At 30.7% G+C, this 17,639-nt stretch carries 19 protein-coding genes; 14 read left to right on the forward strand and 5 right to left on the reverse strand.

Annotation, left to right across the window (positions count from 1 at the left end; all coding sequences use genetic code 11):
- The first annotated feature begins 40 nt into the window (after positions 1-40).
- The 4 genes from ACTTA5_RS02370 to ACTTA5_RS02385 are packed head-to-tail and all read left to right on the forward strand — an operon-like array spanning position 41 to position 5,818.
- Positions 41-2,473: a GcvT family protein gene (locus tag ACTTA5_RS02370; RefSeq protein ID WP_440647594.1), complete on the forward strand. Its 2,433-nt coding sequence runs from the start codon at positions 41-43 to the stop codon at positions 2,471-2,473.
- On the forward strand, positions 2,473-3,222 hold the full coding sequence (locus ACTTA5_RS02375; RefSeq protein ID WP_440647596.1) for an electron transfer flavoprotein subunit beta/FixA family protein: 750 nt from the start codon (positions 2,473-2,475) through the stop codon (positions 3,220-3,222). Before ACTTA5_RS02370 ends, ACTTA5_RS02375 begins: the two co-directional genes overlap by 1 nt.
- Positions 3,222-4,175 carry an electron transfer flavoprotein subunit alpha/FixB family protein gene (locus tag ACTTA5_RS02380; RefSeq protein WP_440647598.1) on the forward strand — a complete coding sequence of 318 codons (954 nt, stop codon included), beginning with the start codon at positions 3,222-3,224 and terminating at the stop codon, positions 4,173-4,175. Before ACTTA5_RS02375 ends, ACTTA5_RS02380 begins: the two co-directional genes overlap by 1 nt.
- Before the next feature lie 23 nt (positions 4,176-4,198).
- Positions 4,199-5,818 (forward strand): electron transfer flavoprotein-ubiquinone oxidoreductase, encoded by a 1,620-nt coding sequence (locus tag ACTTA5_RS02385; RefSeq protein ID WP_440647600.1) that lies wholly within the window; start codon positions 4,199-4,201, stop codon positions 5,816-5,818.
- Position 5,819: 1 nt separating this feature from the next.
- Here the strand turns inward: ACTTA5_RS02385 and ACTTA5_RS02390 are convergent, their stop codons facing one another.
- The 4 genes from ACTTA5_RS02390 to hisI all read right to left on the reverse strand — a co-directional run bounded on the left by ACTTA5_RS02390 (position 5,820) and on the right by hisI (position 8,062).
- Positions 5,820-6,200, reverse strand: coding sequence for a DUF2237 family protein (locus ACTTA5_RS02390; protein WP_440647602.1), 381 nt, complete (start codon positions 6,198-6,200; stop codon positions 5,820-5,822).
- Between the two features lie 24 nt (positions 6,201-6,224).
- Positions 6,225-6,863, reverse strand: a complete 639-nt coding sequence (locus ACTTA5_RS02395) for a putative 2OG-Fe(II) oxygenase (RefSeq protein ID WP_440647604.1) — start codon at positions 6,861-6,863, stop codon at positions 6,225-6,227.
- Between the two features lie 87 nt (positions 6,864-6,950).
- Complete coding sequence (locus ACTTA5_RS02400) at positions 6,951-7,589, reverse strand: putative 2OG-Fe(II) oxygenase (protein WP_440647606.1); 639 nt, start codon at positions 7,587-7,589, stop codon at positions 6,951-6,953.
- Positions 7,590-7,594: 5 nt separating this feature from the next.
- The gene (gene hisI, locus ACTTA5_RS02405; RefSeq protein WP_440647608.1) at positions 7,595-8,062 is read right to left on the reverse strand and encodes a phosphoribosyl-AMP cyclohydrolase; all 468 of its coding nucleotides are present in this window, start codon (positions 8,060-8,062) and stop codon (positions 7,595-7,597) included.
- Positions 8,063-8,138: 76 nt separating this feature from the next.
- Here hisI and folE point away from each other — a divergent pair, with 76 nt between their 5' ends.
- From folE to ACTTA5_RS02455, 10 genes are all read left to right on the forward strand, one after another.
- The gene (gene folE / locus ACTTA5_RS02410; protein ID WP_440647610.1) at positions 8,139-8,759 is read left to right on the forward strand and encodes a GTP cyclohydrolase I FolE; all 621 of its coding nucleotides are present in this window, start codon (positions 8,139-8,141) and stop codon (positions 8,757-8,759) included.
- Position 8,760: 1 nt separating this feature from the next.
- Positions 8,761-9,762 carry an MDR family oxidoreductase gene (locus ACTTA5_RS02415; protein ID WP_440647612.1) on the forward strand — a complete coding sequence of 334 codons (1,002 nt, stop codon included), beginning with the start codon at positions 8,761-8,763 and terminating at the stop codon, positions 9,760-9,762.
- Positions 9,762-10,649, forward strand: a complete 888-nt coding sequence (locus ACTTA5_RS02420) for a LysR family transcriptional regulator (RefSeq protein ID WP_075506134.1) — start codon at positions 9,762-9,764, stop codon at positions 10,647-10,649. The genes ACTTA5_RS02415 and ACTTA5_RS02420 overlap by 1 nt, the downstream gene beginning before the upstream one ends.
- A gap of 126 nt (positions 10,650-10,775) precedes the next feature.
- The gene (locus ACTTA5_RS02425) at positions 10,776-11,795 is read left to right on the forward strand and encodes an extracellular solute-binding protein (RefSeq protein ID WP_440647614.1); all 1,020 of its coding nucleotides are present in this window, start codon (positions 10,776-10,778) and stop codon (positions 11,793-11,795) included.
- A gap of 72 nt (positions 11,796-11,867) precedes the next feature.
- A complete protein-coding gene (locus tag ACTTA5_RS02430) occupies positions 11,868-13,478 on the forward strand; it encodes an ABC transporter permease (protein WP_440647616.1) in 1,611 nt (536 codons plus the stop codon).
- Between the two features lies 1 nt (position 13,479).
- Positions 13,480-14,538, forward strand: a complete 1,059-nt coding sequence (locus ACTTA5_RS02435) for an ABC transporter ATP-binding protein (RefSeq protein ID WP_440614156.1) — start codon at positions 13,480-13,482, stop codon at positions 14,536-14,538.
- A 14-nt stretch (positions 14,539-14,552) separates the two neighbouring features.
- The gene (locus ACTTA5_RS02440) at positions 14,553-15,239 is read left to right on the forward strand and encodes an AzlC family ABC transporter permease (protein ID WP_440647618.1); all 687 of its coding nucleotides are present in this window, start codon (positions 14,553-14,555) and stop codon (positions 15,237-15,239) included.
- A gap of 1 nt (position 15,240) precedes the next feature.
- On the forward strand, positions 15,241-15,549 hold the full coding sequence (locus ACTTA5_RS02445; protein ID WP_440647620.1) for an AzlD domain-containing protein: 309 nt from the start codon (positions 15,241-15,243) through the stop codon (positions 15,547-15,549).
- 1 nt (position 15,550) lies between these two features.
- Positions 15,551-16,567, forward strand: a complete 1,017-nt coding sequence (locus ACTTA5_RS02450; RefSeq protein WP_440647622.1) for an MBL fold metallo-hydrolase — start codon at positions 15,551-15,553, stop codon at positions 16,565-16,567.
- Positions 16,567-17,004 carry a DUF4396 domain-containing protein gene (locus ACTTA5_RS02455; protein WP_440647624.1) on the forward strand — a complete coding sequence of 146 codons (438 nt, stop codon included), beginning with the start codon at positions 16,567-16,569 and terminating at the stop codon, positions 17,002-17,004. The genes ACTTA5_RS02450 and ACTTA5_RS02455 overlap by 1 nt, the downstream gene beginning before the upstream one ends.
- On the opposite strand, the gene ACTTA5_RS02460 is transcribed toward ACTTA5_RS02455, so the two are convergent.
- On the reverse strand, positions 16,991-17,639 hold a 649-nt coding region (locus tag ACTTA5_RS02460; protein WP_440647626.1), incomplete at its 5' end, for an MATE family efflux transporter. The genes ACTTA5_RS02455 and ACTTA5_RS02460 overlap by 14 nt on opposite strands.

The raw sequence follows: 17,639 nt of genomic DNA on the forward strand, positions 1-17,639 counted from the left end.
TTTGTTTCGTTACTAATAAAAATTTAGTAGGAATCACGAAATGAAAACAAAAACTAAAGTCGTAGTAGTTGGTGGTGGAGTAGTTGGTGTCAGTGCTCTTTATCATTTAGCAAAAAAAGGTTGGTCTGATGTAGTTCTTGTTGAGAGAAAAGAATTGACCTCAGGTTCAACTTGGCATGCAGCAGGTTTATTGCCGTTATTTAATATGAGTTACTCTGTAGGTCAGCTACATAAGTATGCAGTAAATCTTTATAAAACTTTAGAAGAAGAAACTGGAAAAAATGTTGGCTTTAGTGTTGTTTCAAATATTCGTTTGGCAAGTACAAAAGATAGAATGGATGAGTACCATCAGTACGCAGGTGTCGCTCGAACGATTGGAGTAGATGTAAAATTTTTAACTCCACAACAAGTAAAAGAAATTTGGCCTCTATGTCATACAGATGATTTAGTTGGAGCAATTCAACACCCAGAAGATGGATATATCCAACCAGCAGATTTAACACAAGCTTTAGCTACCGGTGCAAGAAATAGAGGAGCAGAGATTTATAGAAACACAACTGTTCTATCAATGAGACAAACAAAAGATGGATGGATTGTTGAAACAGATAAAGGATCAATAGAGTGTGAACATGTAATTTCTTGTTCTGGAAATTTTGCAAGACAAACTGGTGAAATGGTTGGATTAGATATTCCAGTTATTCCTGTTGAACATCAATACATCGTAACTGAACCACATCCTGCTATTCAAAAAAGAAGAAAAGATGGTTTACCAGAAATGGGTGTTTTAAGAGATAGCGATAGTAGATGGTATATGAGAGAAGAAGCGGGTGGATTAATTTTAGGACCTTATGAAGATGGTGCACCAGCATGTTATGTAGAGGGACCATCAAAGAATTCTGAATACGAACTATTCCAAGAAGATTTAGATAGATTAGCACCACATATTGAAGGAGCAATACATAGAGTTCCTGCTTTCGGAGAAGTTGGGGTTAAGAAAGTTTATAATGGAGCAATTTGTTATACACCTGATGGAAATCCAATTGTTGGACCTGCTTGGGGATTAAAGAATTTTTGGATTAATGAAGGTCATAGTTTTGGAATAACTGCAGCAGGTGGTGCTGGTTGGCAACTTGCAGAATGGATTGTAGATGGTGAACCAACAATTGATATGTTGGGAGTTGAGCCAAGACGATATGGAAACTATGCAACGAAATCATATTTAAAAGCTAAGAATGAAGAAGCTTATAGTCATGTTTTTATAGTTCACTATCCAGATGAAGAAAGACCTGCAGCAAGACCCTTAAGAACAGCTCCATGTTATGAAAGAATGAAAAATTTAGGAGCAGTATTTGGTCAAAAATTTGGATGGGAAAGACCTAATTTTTTTGCAACGGATGGAATGGAACAAAAAGATGATTGGTCGTTTAGAAGATCAAAATGGTTTCATGCAATTAAAAAGGAATGTCAAAACGTAAAAGAAAATGTTGGTCTTTTAGATATGACTGCTTTTGCAAAATGCAGAATAAGAGGACCTAAAGCAGAAGAGTTTTTAGACTATTTAGTTGCAAACAAACTTCCAAAAAAGATTGGAAGAATAAATCTATGTCATGCATTAAATACCAAAGGTGGTGTGCATTCAGAATTTACAATCATGAAAGAAGCAGAGAATAGTTACTATTTAGTATCAGCTGGAGCAAATTTAAGATTAGATCATGACTGGATTCAAAAATGGATGCCAGATGACGGATCTGTAATTTTTGAGGATTTAACAAATAGTACAGGTGTGTTGGTAGTAGCTGGACCTAAAGCAAGACAACTAATGCAAAAAGTTTCAACAGATGATTTTTCTAATGATAACTTTAAATGGTTAACAGCAAAAAATGTGAATGTAGGATATGCACCAGTTAACGCCATGAGAGTAAATTTCGTTGGTGAACTGGGATGGGAACTTCATCATCCAATCGAGTATCAAAATCATATTTTTGATAAATTAATGGAAGCTGGTAAAGATTTAGGGATTAAACCATTCGGTATCAGAGCAATGAATAGTTTAAGAGTTGAAAAATCTTACAAATTAGTAGGAACAGAATTATCAATTGAATATTCTCCATATGAATCAGGACTAGATAGATTTATTCATCCAAATAAAGGAAACTTTATTGGTTTAGAGGCACTTAATAAATGGAGAGAAAAAGGTTTTGATAACAAATTAGTAACTTTAGAAGTTCACAATACTAAAGATGCAGATGTTCTAGGAAATAATCCTATATTTAAAGATGGTAAAGTTGTTGGAAGAGCAACAGGCGGTGAGTTTGGATTTAGATTAGATAAATCAATTGCTCTTGCAATGGTAAAACCTGATTGTTCTAATGTGGGCGACAAATTACAAGTTGATATATTGGGTGAAATGTATGACGCTACCGTTTTAGATGAAAGTCCATACGATTCAGAAAATAATTTGTTGAGAGCTTAATGAAAATCTTAGTAGCAGTAAAAAGAGTTATTGATTACAACGTTCAAATCAGAGTTAAAGAGGATGGTACTGGTGTAGTTACAGACAATGTAAAAATGTCAACTAATCCACCAGATGATAATGCAATCGAAGAGGCAGTAAAAATTAAAGAAGCAGGAAAGGCAACTGAAGTAGTTGCAATAACTGTAGGTGAAGAAAAAGCTCAAGAAACTGTTAGAAAGGCTTTAGCAGTTGGAGCAGATAGAGGAATTCATGTAAAAGCAGATGGAATACTAGAGCCATTAGCTGTTTCAAAAATTTTACAAAAAGTTGTTGAAAAAGAAAAACCAGATTTAGTTTTTATGGGAAAACAAGCAATTGATGATGATTGTAATCAAACAGGTCAAATGTTGAGTGCATTATTAAATTGGCCACAAGCAACTTTTGCATCAAAGATTGATGTAAAAGATAATAAGCTAGAAGTTACTAGAGAAATTGATGAGGGACTTGAAACAATTGAAATAAATGTTCCTGCTATTGTAACTTGCGATTTAAGATTAAATGAACCAAGATACGCTTCTCTTCCAAACATTATGAAGGCTAAGAAAAAACCAATTGAAGAAATTTCTGCATCTGATCTAGGTGTTGATACTTCTCCAAGAGTAGAGCAAATTAAAGTAGAAGAGCCACCGAAAAGAAAAGCGGGTATTAAAGTTGCTAATGTAGCAGAATTAGTTCAAAAATTAAAAAATGAGGCAAAGGTAATATAATGGCAGTTTTACTTATAGCAGAACATAATAATAAAGAGTTAAGACCATTTACATTAAATGCAGCTACAGCTGCTTCACAAATTGATAGCGAAGTTCACGCTGTGATAATTGGAAATAATAGTGCAGAGGCATCAAAAAAACTATCTGAACTTCCGGTAATTAAAAAAGTGTTAAGTGTTGAGGCTGCACATTACGAAAATTTCACTGCAGAAAATTTTGCTCCGGTTGTTGTTAAACTAGCAGAAAATTATTCTCATATTATTTGTTCAGCAAATACATTCGGTAAAAATTTAATGCCAAGGATTGCAGCTCATCTTGATACTTCACAAGTTAGCGACATTATCAAAGTAATATCATCTGATACTTTTGTTAGACCAATTTATGCTGGAAATGCTTTTGCAACAGTTAAAAGTAATGATGCAAAAAAATGTGTAACTATTAGACCAACTTCATTTGATCCTTGTGAAAGCTCAGGAGGTTCAGCTCAAATTGAGAAAATTGATGCTGGAGAAGAATTTTCAAATACAAAATTTGTAAAAAGAGAAGAAATTAAATCTGATAGACCTGAACTTGGTACAGCTAGAATTGTTGTATCAGGTGGAAGAGGAATGCAAAGTGGAGATAACTTTAAATTAATTACTGAAATTGCTGATAAGCTTGGAGCAGCTATTGGAGCATCAAGAGCTGCAGTTGATGCAGGTTATATAAGCAATGATCATCAAGTTGGGCAAACCGGAAAAGTTGTTGTGCCAGATTTATACATAGCTGTTGGAATATCAGGAGCAATTCAGCATTTAGCGGGTATGAAAGAAAGTAAAGTTATAGTTGCAATTAATAAAGATGGTGAGGCCCCAATTTTTAGCGTTGCTGATTATGGTCTTGAAGCAGATCTCTTTGAAGCTTTGCCTCAGTTCATGGAAGAGCTGAACAAATTAAACACTATACAAAAATAATCCTTACAGTTAAAAACTAGATTATGTCTAGAGAATCTATGGAATATGATGTTGTAATCATTGGTGGCGGCCCATCAGGATTAGCGACTGCAATTAAATTAAAACAATTAGATTCAAATTTGAATGTTTGTTTGCTTGAAAAAGCTTCAGAAATAGGAGCTCATATTTTGAGTGGGAATGTTTTTGAAACAAGAGCTCTAGATGAGTTATTACCTAATTGGAGAGAACTTAATTCGCCAATTAAAACAAAAGTAACAAAAGAAAAATTTTTATTTTTAGGAAAAACAAAATCTTTAAGTTGGCCAACTTGGCTTTTGCCAGCAGTTCAACAAAATCATAAAAATTATATTATTAGTTTAGCTAACTTATGTAGATGGTTAGCTGAACAAGCAGAAGCTTTGGGTGTAGAAATTTTTCCAGGTTTCCCAGCAAGTGAAATTTTATACAACGATGACGGGTATGTTAAAGGAGTAGCTACCCAAGATATGGGTATAGATAAAGAGGGCAACAAAAAAGATAGTTTTGAACCAGGCATTGAGCTTTTAGGAAAAGTAACAGTATTTGCTGAAGGTTGCAGAGGTCATCTTGGAAAACAATTAATTCAAAAATTTGAACTGAGTAAAGGAAAAGATCCCCAGCAATATGGAATTGGTTTTAAGGAAATTTGGGAAATAGAAGAAAAAAATCATGAAGAAGGACTAGTAATGCATACTGCTGGATGGCCACTTGATAACAATACTTATGGTGGAAGTTTTATGTATCACGCTGAAAATAAACAAGTGTTTTTAGGCTATGTAATAGGATTGGATTACAAAAATCCACATTTATCTCCATATGACGAGTTTCAAAGATTTAAAACTCATCCAGCAATTAAAAAAATAATAAAGGGAGGAAAAAGAATTTCATATGGCGCAAGAGCATTAATCGAGGGAGGATTTCAAAGTTTACCTAAAATGTTTATGCCAGGTGCCTTACTAGTAGGATGTGATGCTGGTACATTAAATATGCCTAAAATTAAAGGCTCTCATACTGCAATGAAAAGTGGAATGATTGCAGCTGAAACTATTAATGAACACTTAAAAGAAAATAAAGATTTGTCTAGTTATGAAGATAAATTTAAAAAAAGTTGGTTATATAAAGAATTGTTTGAAGCTCGAAATGTAAAACCTAGTTTTAGTTGGGGATTAATTTTGGGAATTATTTTTACAGGCATTGATCAAATTATGTTTAGAGGAAAACTTCCTTTCACTCTTAAACATAAACATGCGGATCACGAAACATTAAAACCTGCTAGTCAAATGCCCAAAATAGATTATCCAAAGTACGATAATGTAATAACTTTTGATAAAACTAGTTCAGTTTATCTTACAGGAACTAATCATGCAGACAATCAACCTGTCCACTTGCAACTTAAAGATCCTGATTTACCAATTAAATACACTTTAGAAAAATTTGACGAACCTGCACAAAGATATTGTCCAGCTGGAGTATATGAAGTGCAGAAAGAAAATAATATTAATAAGTTTGTAATTAACTCTCAAAATTGTATTCACTGTAAAACTTGCGATATTAAAGAACCTTCTCAAAACATAACTTGGGTTACACCAGAAGGAGGCGGTGGACCAAGATATGGAAATATGTAAATTAAGATAAATCTATTGCAAATTTTTTTAAAGTTTCGATAGGTAAATGTTTTAAAGTATTTTTGTGAGTTCTTTTTAAAAATATTGGACATCCTTTACCAGCCTCAACTGCTCTTGCATACCAACTCGCACATACACACCACCCATCTCCATCTTTTAATCCTGGAAATCCAAATTCTGGATGAGGTGTAATTAAATCATTTCCTGATTCCTTTAACCATTCTAAAAATTCAGTTGTAACTTTTGCACAAACAGTATGTACACCGTGGTCATTTTCATCTGTATTACAGCACCCATCTCTGAACCAACCTGTTAATGGGTCATTGGAGCATTCTTCTAAATTTTCACCCAAAACATTTTTCTGTTTGTTAATATTTTTCATTACATAGCTAATTTAAGTTTAAAATTATATTTTTTCAAAGATCTCTCTATCAATTAATGCGTTAAAAGAAATAGATCTTCTCTCTTCATCGGTTTCTTTAAAAGGATAAACAGTATGCATTAAATAATGTGGAAAAAAATAAAAATCACCTACTTTTGGTTTTATTGTAAAAATTGATTCAGATATAAATGCTCTAGATCCATGAATTAAATTTAGGGTGCCTCCAAAATAATCTTTTTCTTTATCTTTATTTTGTACATGTTTGCCAAAAGTTTTTGGAAGCTTTAAAAAACCAGCTCCCGAAATATGTCCATTATGATAATGAGCAGGATTATATTCGTTCTTAAATTGCCTGACTATCCATGACTCTAAAAGATTAAAATTTTGGATTTTTTTTCTTGTCTCCATCTCAATCCATTTGGCACTGCAGTTGGCTAAAAATTGAAGCCATCCTATTTCATTCACAAATTCTTTTTCAAGCTTGAATTCTTGTGTCACATCTCCAATTAATTGTTTTCCAAAATCAAGTTCCTTTGATTTTTTTTCGTTTTCAACAATTTTATCAATGTAAGTGTTTAAATCTTTTACAATCTTTTCTGGTATAGTTACTTTTAATATTGAAGGACCAAATGGTCTTATAATATTTGCTTGAATATCTCTCATAAAATAATTTAAATTTTTATTTTGTTCGATTGTATTTCATATTTTTATTTAGGATCAAACACTTTTTCTAATAAGAATTTTTAAAATTTATTTTCCATAAACATTATATATTTCTTCATCAATTAATGCGTTAAAAGAAATAGATCTTCTCTCTTCATCGGTTTCTTTAAATGGAAAAACAGTATGCATTAAATAATTTGGGAAAATATAAAAATCACCTACTTCTGGTATAATATTAATTGTTGAAGAAGACATAAACATTCTTGAACCATGAATTAATTGAAGATCTCCTCCTCTATACTTTTTTGATTTTTTATCTTGTACATGTTTTCCAAGATTTTTTGGAACTTTTAAAAATCCAGCACCAGAAACATGACCTGAGTGCCAATGAGTAGGATTGTATTCATTTTCAAACTGTCTCACAATCCAAGTTTCTATTAATGTAAATTTTGAGATTTTTTTTTTTTCGTTAATTTCAATATATGATCTAGTACAATTTGCTAAAAAATCTAACCAACCTGAAGATTTTGCAAATTCTTTTTCTAAAACAAATTCTTGAGTAACATCTCCAACTAAAGACTCGCCATAATTCAGGTTCTGAGATTGACTTTTATCCTTTACTACATCGTCTATATATCTGTTTAATTTATCCAAAATTTCCATGGGAATTTTTACTCTAAAAACTGGTGGACCAAACACTTTTATATTTTGATATTTTAATTCCATAATAATTAGATTTTTGTTGGATTTGGTTGACCCTTGTAAACCTCTTCAGGGTCAAATTTTTTTTCTTTTTCAAGAAATTCCATTTCCACTTTACGTCCATTATCAATTGGTCCCATAGGAATAGATCTGTAAAAGCATGATCTATATCCAACATGACAGCTAGCACCACTCCCTATATCAACTGTTAACCAAATTGAATCTTGATCATCATCAATTCTGATTTCAGTAACTTTTTGAGTAAATCCACTTGTTTTACCTTTATGCCAGATTGCTTTTCTAGATCTACTAAAGTAGTGGGCTTCTTTGGTTTCAATTGTTTTTTTTAATGCTTCAACATTCATATAGCCGTGCATTAAAATATCTTTGGTTTTTGAACACATGGTAATGACAGGTATTAAGCCATCATTATCAAATTTTGGAGAAAGAAGATTTCCTTCCTCGATATCGTAGATATTTTCTCTTTTTTTGAACATAGAATGTGATTATGTAGCACATATCTAGATATAATAAATATTTTAAAATTAGGTAATTACTGTATAAAAAGGCGCTATGAAATTAGTAAAAGATACTGACAACAAGTTAAATGAAAATAAGCAAGTTTCAGACAAAGATGCTGAAGAAGCTTTTAAGACAATTTTAACATGGATGGGTGAAGACCCAAATAGAGAGGGTTTATTAGAAACTCCAAAAAGAGTTGTTAAAGCATTTAAAGAATATTTCAAAGGTTACAAAGAAGATCCAGATAAAATTTTGGATAAAACTTTTGGTGATGTAGAGGGATATGATGACATGGTTGTTCAGAAAAATATTTCTGTTCAAAGTCATTGCGAACATCACATGGCGCCAATTATTGGAAAAGCTCATGTTGCTTATATTCCAAAAGAAAGAGTTGTCGGTTTAAGTAAGCTTGCAAGAGTAGTTGAGGTATTTTCTAAAAGACTTCAAACTCAAGAGAGACTTACAATGCAAATTGCAAATACTTTAATGGAATCATTAGATGCTAAAGGTGTTGCGGTTACAATAGATTCAACTCATCAGTGTATGACTACGAGAGGAATTAAAAAAGAACAAGCAACTACGGTAACAAATTATTATTTAGGTCAATTCAAAGAAGATTTAAGTTTTCAAAATAGATATTTACGATTTATTAGCACTACGCTAAAAGATTAAAGTGTCTGATCAATTTAAAGCAATAGTTCTTAATCAAGAAGGTGAAAATTTTTCTAGAGAAGTAAAATCTTTAGACAGAAGTTTTTTAAAACATGGGGATGTAACTGTTCAGGTAGAATATTCTGATTTAAATTTTAAAGATGGAATGATTCTAAAGAATGGTGGAAGACTAGTAAAAGAGTATCCGCACATACCAGGAATAGATTTTTCGGGAAAAGTAATTGAAAGTGAAAATTCAAAATTTAAATCAGGTGATGCAGTAATATTAACTGGTTTTAGAGTTGGAGAAGTATTTTTTGGTGGTTATTCTCAGATAACAAAAGTTAATGCAGACTTCCTAGTAAAAAAACCTGATAACTTAAGTAGCAAGCAGGCAATGATTTTAGGGACAGCAGGCTTAACTTCTTTAATGAGTGCTTTTGCAATTCAAGCAAGAGAAAGTATTTTGCTTGGAGAAAAAGTTAATGATGTTTTGGTAACAGGAGCAACAGGAGGTGTTGGCAGTATTGCAATAATGGTTTTAACAAAATTAGGATACAATGTAACTGCAGTATCTGGAAAAGAAAGTAAGTCAGATTATTTAAAGTCTTTAGGAGCAAAAAACATTATAAATAGAGCTGAATTTGATAAAGACCCAAGACCAATAGATAAAGGTTTATGGGACGGAGTGGTAGACACTGTTGGAGGAAAAATTTTAGCAAACGCAATTGCACAAACAAAGCCTAATGGAATTATAGCTGTATGCGGAAATGCAAATAGTAATGAACTTAACACTAATTTACTTCCTTTTATGTTACGAGGTATTAAGGTTTGGGGAATGGATTCTGCAAATTGCAGTATAAAAAGAAGAGAATTTATGTGGGGTGAAGCTTCAAAATTAATTGATTTTGAATTGCTTGAAAAATCAGTTTTAACAGTAGGTTTAGAAGAGCTAATTGAAACTTATCCTAAAATATTAAAAGGAGAAATTTCTGGAAGAGTATTAGTGGATGTAAATAAATAATGGATTGGGATAAATTAAAAATTTTTCATGCAGTCGCAGAAGCTGGAAGTTTTACAAATGCTACTGTAAATTTAAACCTTAGCCAATCTGCAATCAGTAGACAGATACAGTCCCTAGAACAAGATTTGAAAGTACAACTCTTTGAAAGACATGCAAGAGGATTAACACTTACAGAAAACGGTGAATATGTTTTTAAAACTGCACATGAAGTAATAAGCAAGTTAAAAGAAGTTGAAACATCTCTAGGTGATCAAAAAAATAAACCAACAGGAAAATTAACTATAACAACAGTAAGAAGTTTTGGTACTCACTGGTTAACGCCTAGAATTCAAGAATTTATGAGACTTAATCCAGAGATTGAGATTGAATTAGTCTTTGATGATAAAGAATTAGATTTAAGTACAAGACAGGCTGATATTGGAATTTTCATGAGAAGGCCAAAACAGCTTAATTATATTCAAAAAAAGCTAGTCGATATCAAATACTATATTTATGGATCAAATAAGTACTTAGAAAAAAATGGAATGCCGAAGACAATAAACGATCTAAATAAACATAAATTTATTTCATTTGGAAAAGGGGCACCGTCTCCAGTTTATAATCCAGATTGGGCACTAAAAATTGGAATGCATGATGGTAAAAAAAGAAAATCAATCATGAAGGTAAATAGTGTAATGGGTCTTTTGTTAGCTGTAGAATCTGGTGTAGGATTGGCGGCACTTCCTGAATATCTAGTAACAAACTCAAACAATGTAATTAAAGTACTTCCGAAAGTAGAAGGACCTATAACAGAAGCTCACTTTGTTTATCCTCAATCTTTAAAGAATACTGCTAGAGTTCAAGCGTTTAGAAATTTCTTATTTAGCAAAATCGGCGACTGGAAATAAAAATTCTCTATATTTAACAATAATAAAAAAAGTATTGAAATATGTGTCAATTTATGCGATTGATAATCATTCGCATTGATAATAATTCTCATTCGCAAATAAACTAAGGTAAAGAAAAGGATATAAATGAAAAAAATAACATTATTAGGATTAATTTTATTTTTCTTTGCAAAAATGAGTATAGCAGGTGAAGTAAATGTTTTTAGTGCAAGACATTACGACTCTGACATTCAGTTGTATGAAAAGTTTACGAACAAAACAGGTATAAAAGTTAACGTAGTTTCAGGTAAAGACAAAGCGTTGCAAAAAAGAATTACTGAAGAAGGAAAAGACTCTAAAGCTGATTTATATATTACAGCAGATGCTGGAAGATTAGGTGCGTTTGACGAAAAAGGTATGTTTCAGAACTCTATGTCAGTGCAGATTGAAGCTTTAGTGCCAGCAAACTTTAGATCTGATAATTGGACAGGTATCGCTAAAAGAGCAAGAATAATTTACTACTCACCAGAAAGAGTAAGTTCAGAAGATTTAAAAGGGATAACTTATGAAAGTTTGTCAGATTCAAAATGGAAAGGAAAAATTGTAATTAGAAAATCTAATAATATTTACAATCAATCTCTTGTTGCATCATTAATCAAAAATAATGGTAAAGAACAAACTTTAGAATGGGCAAAAAAATTAGTTTCAAATTTTGCAAGGAATCCTAAAGGAAATGATAGAGCTCAAATTTTAGCTGTTGCTGCTGGTGAAGCTGATTTGGCTATAGCAAACACTTATTACTATGCTTTGATGTTATCCGGTCAAAAAGGAGAAGATCAAAAAGAAGCTGCTCAAAAGGTATTACCTTATTTTCCAAATCAAAACAATAGAGGGACACATATGAATATAAGTGGTGGAGGTATTTTAAAAAATTCTCCTAATCCTGAAAATGCAAAAAAATTACTAGAATTTCTTTTAACAAAAGAAGCACAACAACATATAGTAAACAATACATTTGAATACCCAATGATAGATGGTGTTGAACCACACCCTCTTATAAAAAAAATGGGTGAAAATTTTAAACAGGATTTAAAAACAAAAGTTGGAGACTATAAAAAAAATCAGGCTGATGCATTAGAAGTAATGTTGATGTCTGGTTGGAAATAAAAGAGGTTAACACTAAGTACTTTTGGTATAAAGTTTATTACCCTACTTAATACCATTAGTACTTCGTTAAAAATGGGTAATAAAATTAATATTTGGTTTTTGAGCTCTTTGCTCATTTCTATGATAGTTGCGATACCAATTGTAACTGTATTTACTAGTTTTTTTGAACCAACTGGTGAGTATTTATCAATAGTTAAAAACACATTTTTGTTTGAATATATTTCTAATTCAATAATTCTTGTAATTGGAGTTTTAATTACAACTTTTGTAATTGGTGTGGGATCTGCTTATTTAGTTTCATTTTATAAATTTCCTGGAGTTAATTTTTTTAAATGGGTTTTAATTTTATCGTTTGCAGTTCCAGCTTATATTTATGCATATTCATTAACTGCTTTTTTTGAAAACTATGGAACAGCTTTTTCAATTATGAAAAACTTATTTGGTGATGGAAATTATAATAATGTTTTACCTAAATTTGATGGAATGCTAGGAGCTATAATTTCAATTTCATTTTCACTATTTGGTTATGTTTACGTGTTAACAAGAACCTCATTTCATTATCAATCTCAAAATTTGCTAGAACTTGGTAAAAACCTTGGTTTTTCAACAAAAAAAACATTTTTTAATATTATTTTACCATCAGCAAGACCAGCAATTATTGCTGGATTATCTTTAGTTGCTATGGAGACTTTATCAGATTTTGGTGCAGTATCTTTTTTTGGGATATCGACTTTAACCACTGGAATTTATGATGCGTGGATATCTTTTGATGATTTGGCTTTAGCAAACAGAATATCTTTTTTTCTTTTAATTTTTATATTTGGATTATTTTTTTTAGAGAATATATCTAGAAAAAAAGCACAGTATCATTCGCCTGCTAAAGGAAATTTTAAAACGAAAACTCTCAAAAAATTAACTGGTTATAAATCTTTAATGGCAATAATATTTTGTTCATTTGTATTTCTTGCAAGTTTTATATTCCCAGTTTTGCAAATGTTGTATTGGACAATTAAATTTCCAAAACATTTTATAGATTTAAATATTGTAGAATTACTGTCAAACACATTGATATTAGTCTTCTTATCAGGCTTTCTTTTAATATTTTTATCTTTCATATCAAATTATGGAAATAGAATTAGCAAAAATAAGTTACTAAACATACTAACAACTTTTTCAATTACTGGCTACGCGATACCAGGCATAATATTAGCTGTTGCATTCATAACTTTTATTTCTTGGTTTGATGAAAATTTTTTTTATTTTTTTGATATAAAACAAATTTTTATTGGATCTATAATTGGTTTAGTAATTGTTTATTTTGTAAGATTTTATTCTTTAGCTAACAACGGTATTAAATCTGGATATTTAAAAATTAATTATTCAATTGATGAAAGTGCATATCTATTAGGTTATTCAAAATTAAAAACTTTTTTAAATATTCATATCCCTTATCTTAAAAACTCAGTCTTATTAATTGCTATATTGTTATCAATCGAAATAATCAAAGAATTACCAATTACATTAATTATGCGTCCTTTTAATTTTGAAACATTTGCCACCCAAGCCTATATATTTGCTTCACAAGATTTACTAGAAGCTGCTGCTGCACCTTCGTTAATACTTATTATGATTGCAAGTATTTTTATATTAATTACATCTAAGTATATGTTTAAAGATAAATAAAATGAGAAATAATTTTTTAGAAATTGAGAATGTTACTTTTGCTGCAAGCTCTAAAAATAAAGTAACCAATGTTTCATTTAATATTGAAAATGAAGGAGACATAGTTTGTTTGTTAGGCCCCTCTGGAATTGGAAAAACTACAATATTAAGAACAATAGCTGGTCTTGAAAAAATTCAGTCTGGTAAAATTATTTTAAAAAATAAAATTATTTCATCTAAAGAAAACCATGTTGAACCTGAGGATAGAAATATATCTTTGGCTTTTCAAGACAACTCTCTATTTCCTCACTACAATGTTTTGGAAAATATAAATTTTGGGGCTGAGAGAAATAAAAAAAAGAAGAAAGGTTTAAATTTTAAAGAAATAGTGAAATTTCTTCATTTAGAAAAAATCTTAGAAAAATATCCTCATGAAATTAGTTCTGGAGAAGCTCAAAGAGCCTCTTTAGCCAGATCTTTGTTATCAAATCCTGATTTGTTACTATTAGATGAACCTTTGTCGAATATAGATCAAAGTTTCAAAGAAGAAATACAGGTAAAGTTAAAGCAAATCTTAAAAGACTTAAAAATTACAACAATAATTGTTACTCACGACTCTTACGAAGCATTCTATTTAGGTAACAAATGTGGAATTATTTTAGACGGAGAACTCAAACAATTTGATGATCCCTATAATGTTTATCACTTCCCAAATTCTGTTGATGTAGTTAATTTTTTAAACAGAGGAATATTAATTCCAGCAAAAGTTACAGATGAAAATACTTTAGAAAATGATGATTTAGGTACAATTAAAGGTAATTTTACAAAACATTATCCAAAAGGATCTAAAGTCCAGTTATTGTTACAGCCTGAAGATTTAGAACATGATGATAAAAGTAATTTAAAATTAGAAGTGGTAGATAGAAAGTTCAGAGGAACAAATTTTATATACACTCTAAAAACCAGTAGTGATTTGTTAATTCCTGTTTTTGTTCATTCTCACCACGTTCATCAACATGAAATTGACGAAAAATTTGGGATTAAACGACCGATAAATATTGATCACATAGTTTGTTTTTAATAGAACCCAAATAAATGCTTACAAAAAAACAATTATTTACTAGAGGCATGTTGGATATTTCTCCACACATGTTGTCTGTGATCCCATTTGGAATAATTTGTGGAGCTATCGGTGTTGAATTGGGATTTGACCCATTATTAGTATATGCGATGTCTATTATTATTTTTGGTGGTGCATCACAAATTGTTTTTTTACAATTACTATCAGGTGGTGCGTCTGGATTGGTGGCAGCAACATCTGTCGGCGTTATTAATTCAAGACATCTTTTGTATGGAGCAGTTTTATCAGAGTACCTAGAAAAATTATCATTAATAAAAAAATTATTAATCTCTTATATTATTGTCGATCAAGGTTTTGCAGAATCTAATAAATTTTTTAAAAAAAACAAATCAGAGCAATACTTACACTATCATTTGATTGGTACAGGTTGCACGATGTGGGTTTGTTGGCAAATTGCTACATTGTCAGGGATTATTTTAGGTTCATTTGTTCCAGAGGAACTTGGATTAAAATTTGCAATACCACTTACGTTTATAGCTATCGTTATACAAGACTTAAAAAAAATTGATCACCTAATTGTAATGATTGTGTGTGGATTGAGTTCATTGTTATTTTATGATGCTCCATTTAGATCTTATATAATTATTTCACCTATACTTGCTTTGTTTGTTGCGGCTTTAATATTGAGGTTAAAAAAATAAAATGACTTGGTTATCAATTATTGTTGCAGGAATATTAACTTACTTTACTAGAATGACGATGGTAGCTCTAGTAAGTCGAGACATGTTGGGAGATAAAATAAAAGCTGTGTTAGCTTATGTTCCATCAGCCGTGTTTCCTGCAATAATATTTCCAGGAATTTTTATAAATGACTACGGTCAGTTCATTGAAATGAATGACCCTAAAATATTTGCTGCAATTGTTGCGGTAATTGTTGGTTATTTTTCAAGAAATATAATCGCAACTATTTTGTCTGGTTTAATTTCTTATTGGTTTTTGATATTTATCTAAAATGATCTTTAGACAAATATTCGATAGTGTTTCTAGTACTTATACTTATTTAATTGCATCTGGAAGGGGACGAGAAGCTTTAATAATAGACCCAGTCTTAGAAAAAGTTGATCAGTATATTAATTTGTTAAATCAATTAGATTTAAAATTAGTAAAGGTGATAGATACCCATATTCACGCAGATCATATCTCTGGAATTGCTGAACTAAGAGATAAAACTAATTGTGTAACTGTTATGGGTAACAAAACTCCTGCCGATGTAGTTGCAATGAGAGTATCAGATGAAGAGATAATCAAAATAGATGGAATTGATCTACAAGCTTTATACACTCCTGGCCATACTTCTGAGAGCTTTAGTTTTTTGATGGGTGATAGAGTGTTTACAGGAGATACATTATTAATTAGAGGTACTGGTAGAACAGATTTTCAAAACGGAGATCCTAAAGACTCTTATAATTCAATATTTAACAAACTATTAAAACTACCTGATCAAACTCTAGTTTATCCAGCACATGATTATAAAGGAGAAATGGTAAGTACTATTATAGAAGAAAGACAATTTAATCCAAGATTACAGGTAAAATCAGTAGAAGAGTACGTGGATATTATGAATAATTTAAATTTACCAGATCCCAAAATGATGGATGTTGCAGTTCCAAGTAATCTTAAGTTGGGCATTGATTTAAACCGTCAAAAAGTAAACAATGGAATTGAGCCAGAGGAGTTTAACAAGATTAAAAAAGAGGAGAATACAGTTCTGATAGATTTAAGAGAGCAAAATGAAATAGATAAAGAAGGTAAATTAGATAACAGTAATATAGTCCCATTTCCTTCCATGCATGATTATATTGAAAAAAATAAAGATAGCTTAAAAAATAAAAAAATTCTTTTTTACTGTGCTCATGGACACAGATCTACTTTGGCAGTTCAGATTTCTAAATCATATAATTTTGGTAACTGCTTTCACTTAATTGGTGGGCTAGAAAAATGGAAAAAAAAAGGATTAGAAATTAACTAATGACAGTATCAACTTTTCATTGGTCTTGTAAACATACTTGGAGAAGAAGTGCAAAGAATACAGCATGGTGTCTATTAGGTTGTGCCATCGGAGATTTTGGAACAATTTTATTTTTTCAACTTACACAAATTTCATTTCCAGTATTAGGAATAATGATTCTAGCAATAATAAACGGTTTAATTACAAGTATAATATTAGAAACAATAATTCTAATGAGACAAGGTTTTAAATTTAATAATGCTTTGAAGACAGCTTCTGGAATGAGTTTGATTTCAATGATTAGCATGGAAGTGATGATGAATTTGACTGACTTTGTTTTAACAGGTGGTGCCATTTTAACTTGGTGGGTTATTCCAATCATGCTGGTAGTAGGTTTTTTAACTCCATGGCCCTACAATTACTGGAGATTAAAAAAATACGGGATTAACTGTCATTAAATCTTAAATAAATCTTGTTTAAATAATAAAATAAAGACAAAGCTCTCAAAATCATAAATATCGTTAGTGATATCCATACCCCATGATTTGAAATGTAATTTGTAAGAACTAAAGAAATTAATAAATATAAAGAAACAGAAAAAAACATAGCATTTCTAATTTCTTTGGTTTGAGCGGCTCCAATAAAAATACCATCAAATTGATAACAAAAAGATGCAAAAAAAGGCAAGATAATCATCCAAATTGAATAATCTAAACTTAAAGATCTTATTAGATCAATATCAGACATTATATAAATCACATTCTTATGAATAAAATAATAAACAACAGAAATACCTAAGCCTGTAACTGAACTTAAAATAAAAGAATTTTTAACAATTGAACTGAATAAATTTTTATCTTTTTTACCCAATGAATAACCAATAATTCCTTCAGTTGAAAATGCGTAAGCGTCTAAAATGAATGCTGATAGAAAGACGAGATTAATTAATATTGCGTTAGCAGCTATATACTCTTCTCCAATTTTTGATCCAAGGTATGTGAACCACAAAAAAGAAAAAGTAAGTAATATAGTTCGAATAAAAATATTAAAATTAATATACGAGACTAGCGAACAGGTAGGTTGCCCTAGTAGT

Source organism: Candidatus Pelagibacter sp. HIMB1521 (genome assembly GCF_052047875.1).
Classification (GTDB): domain Bacteria; phylum Pseudomonadota; class Alphaproteobacteria; order Pelagibacterales; family Pelagibacteraceae; genus Pelagibacter.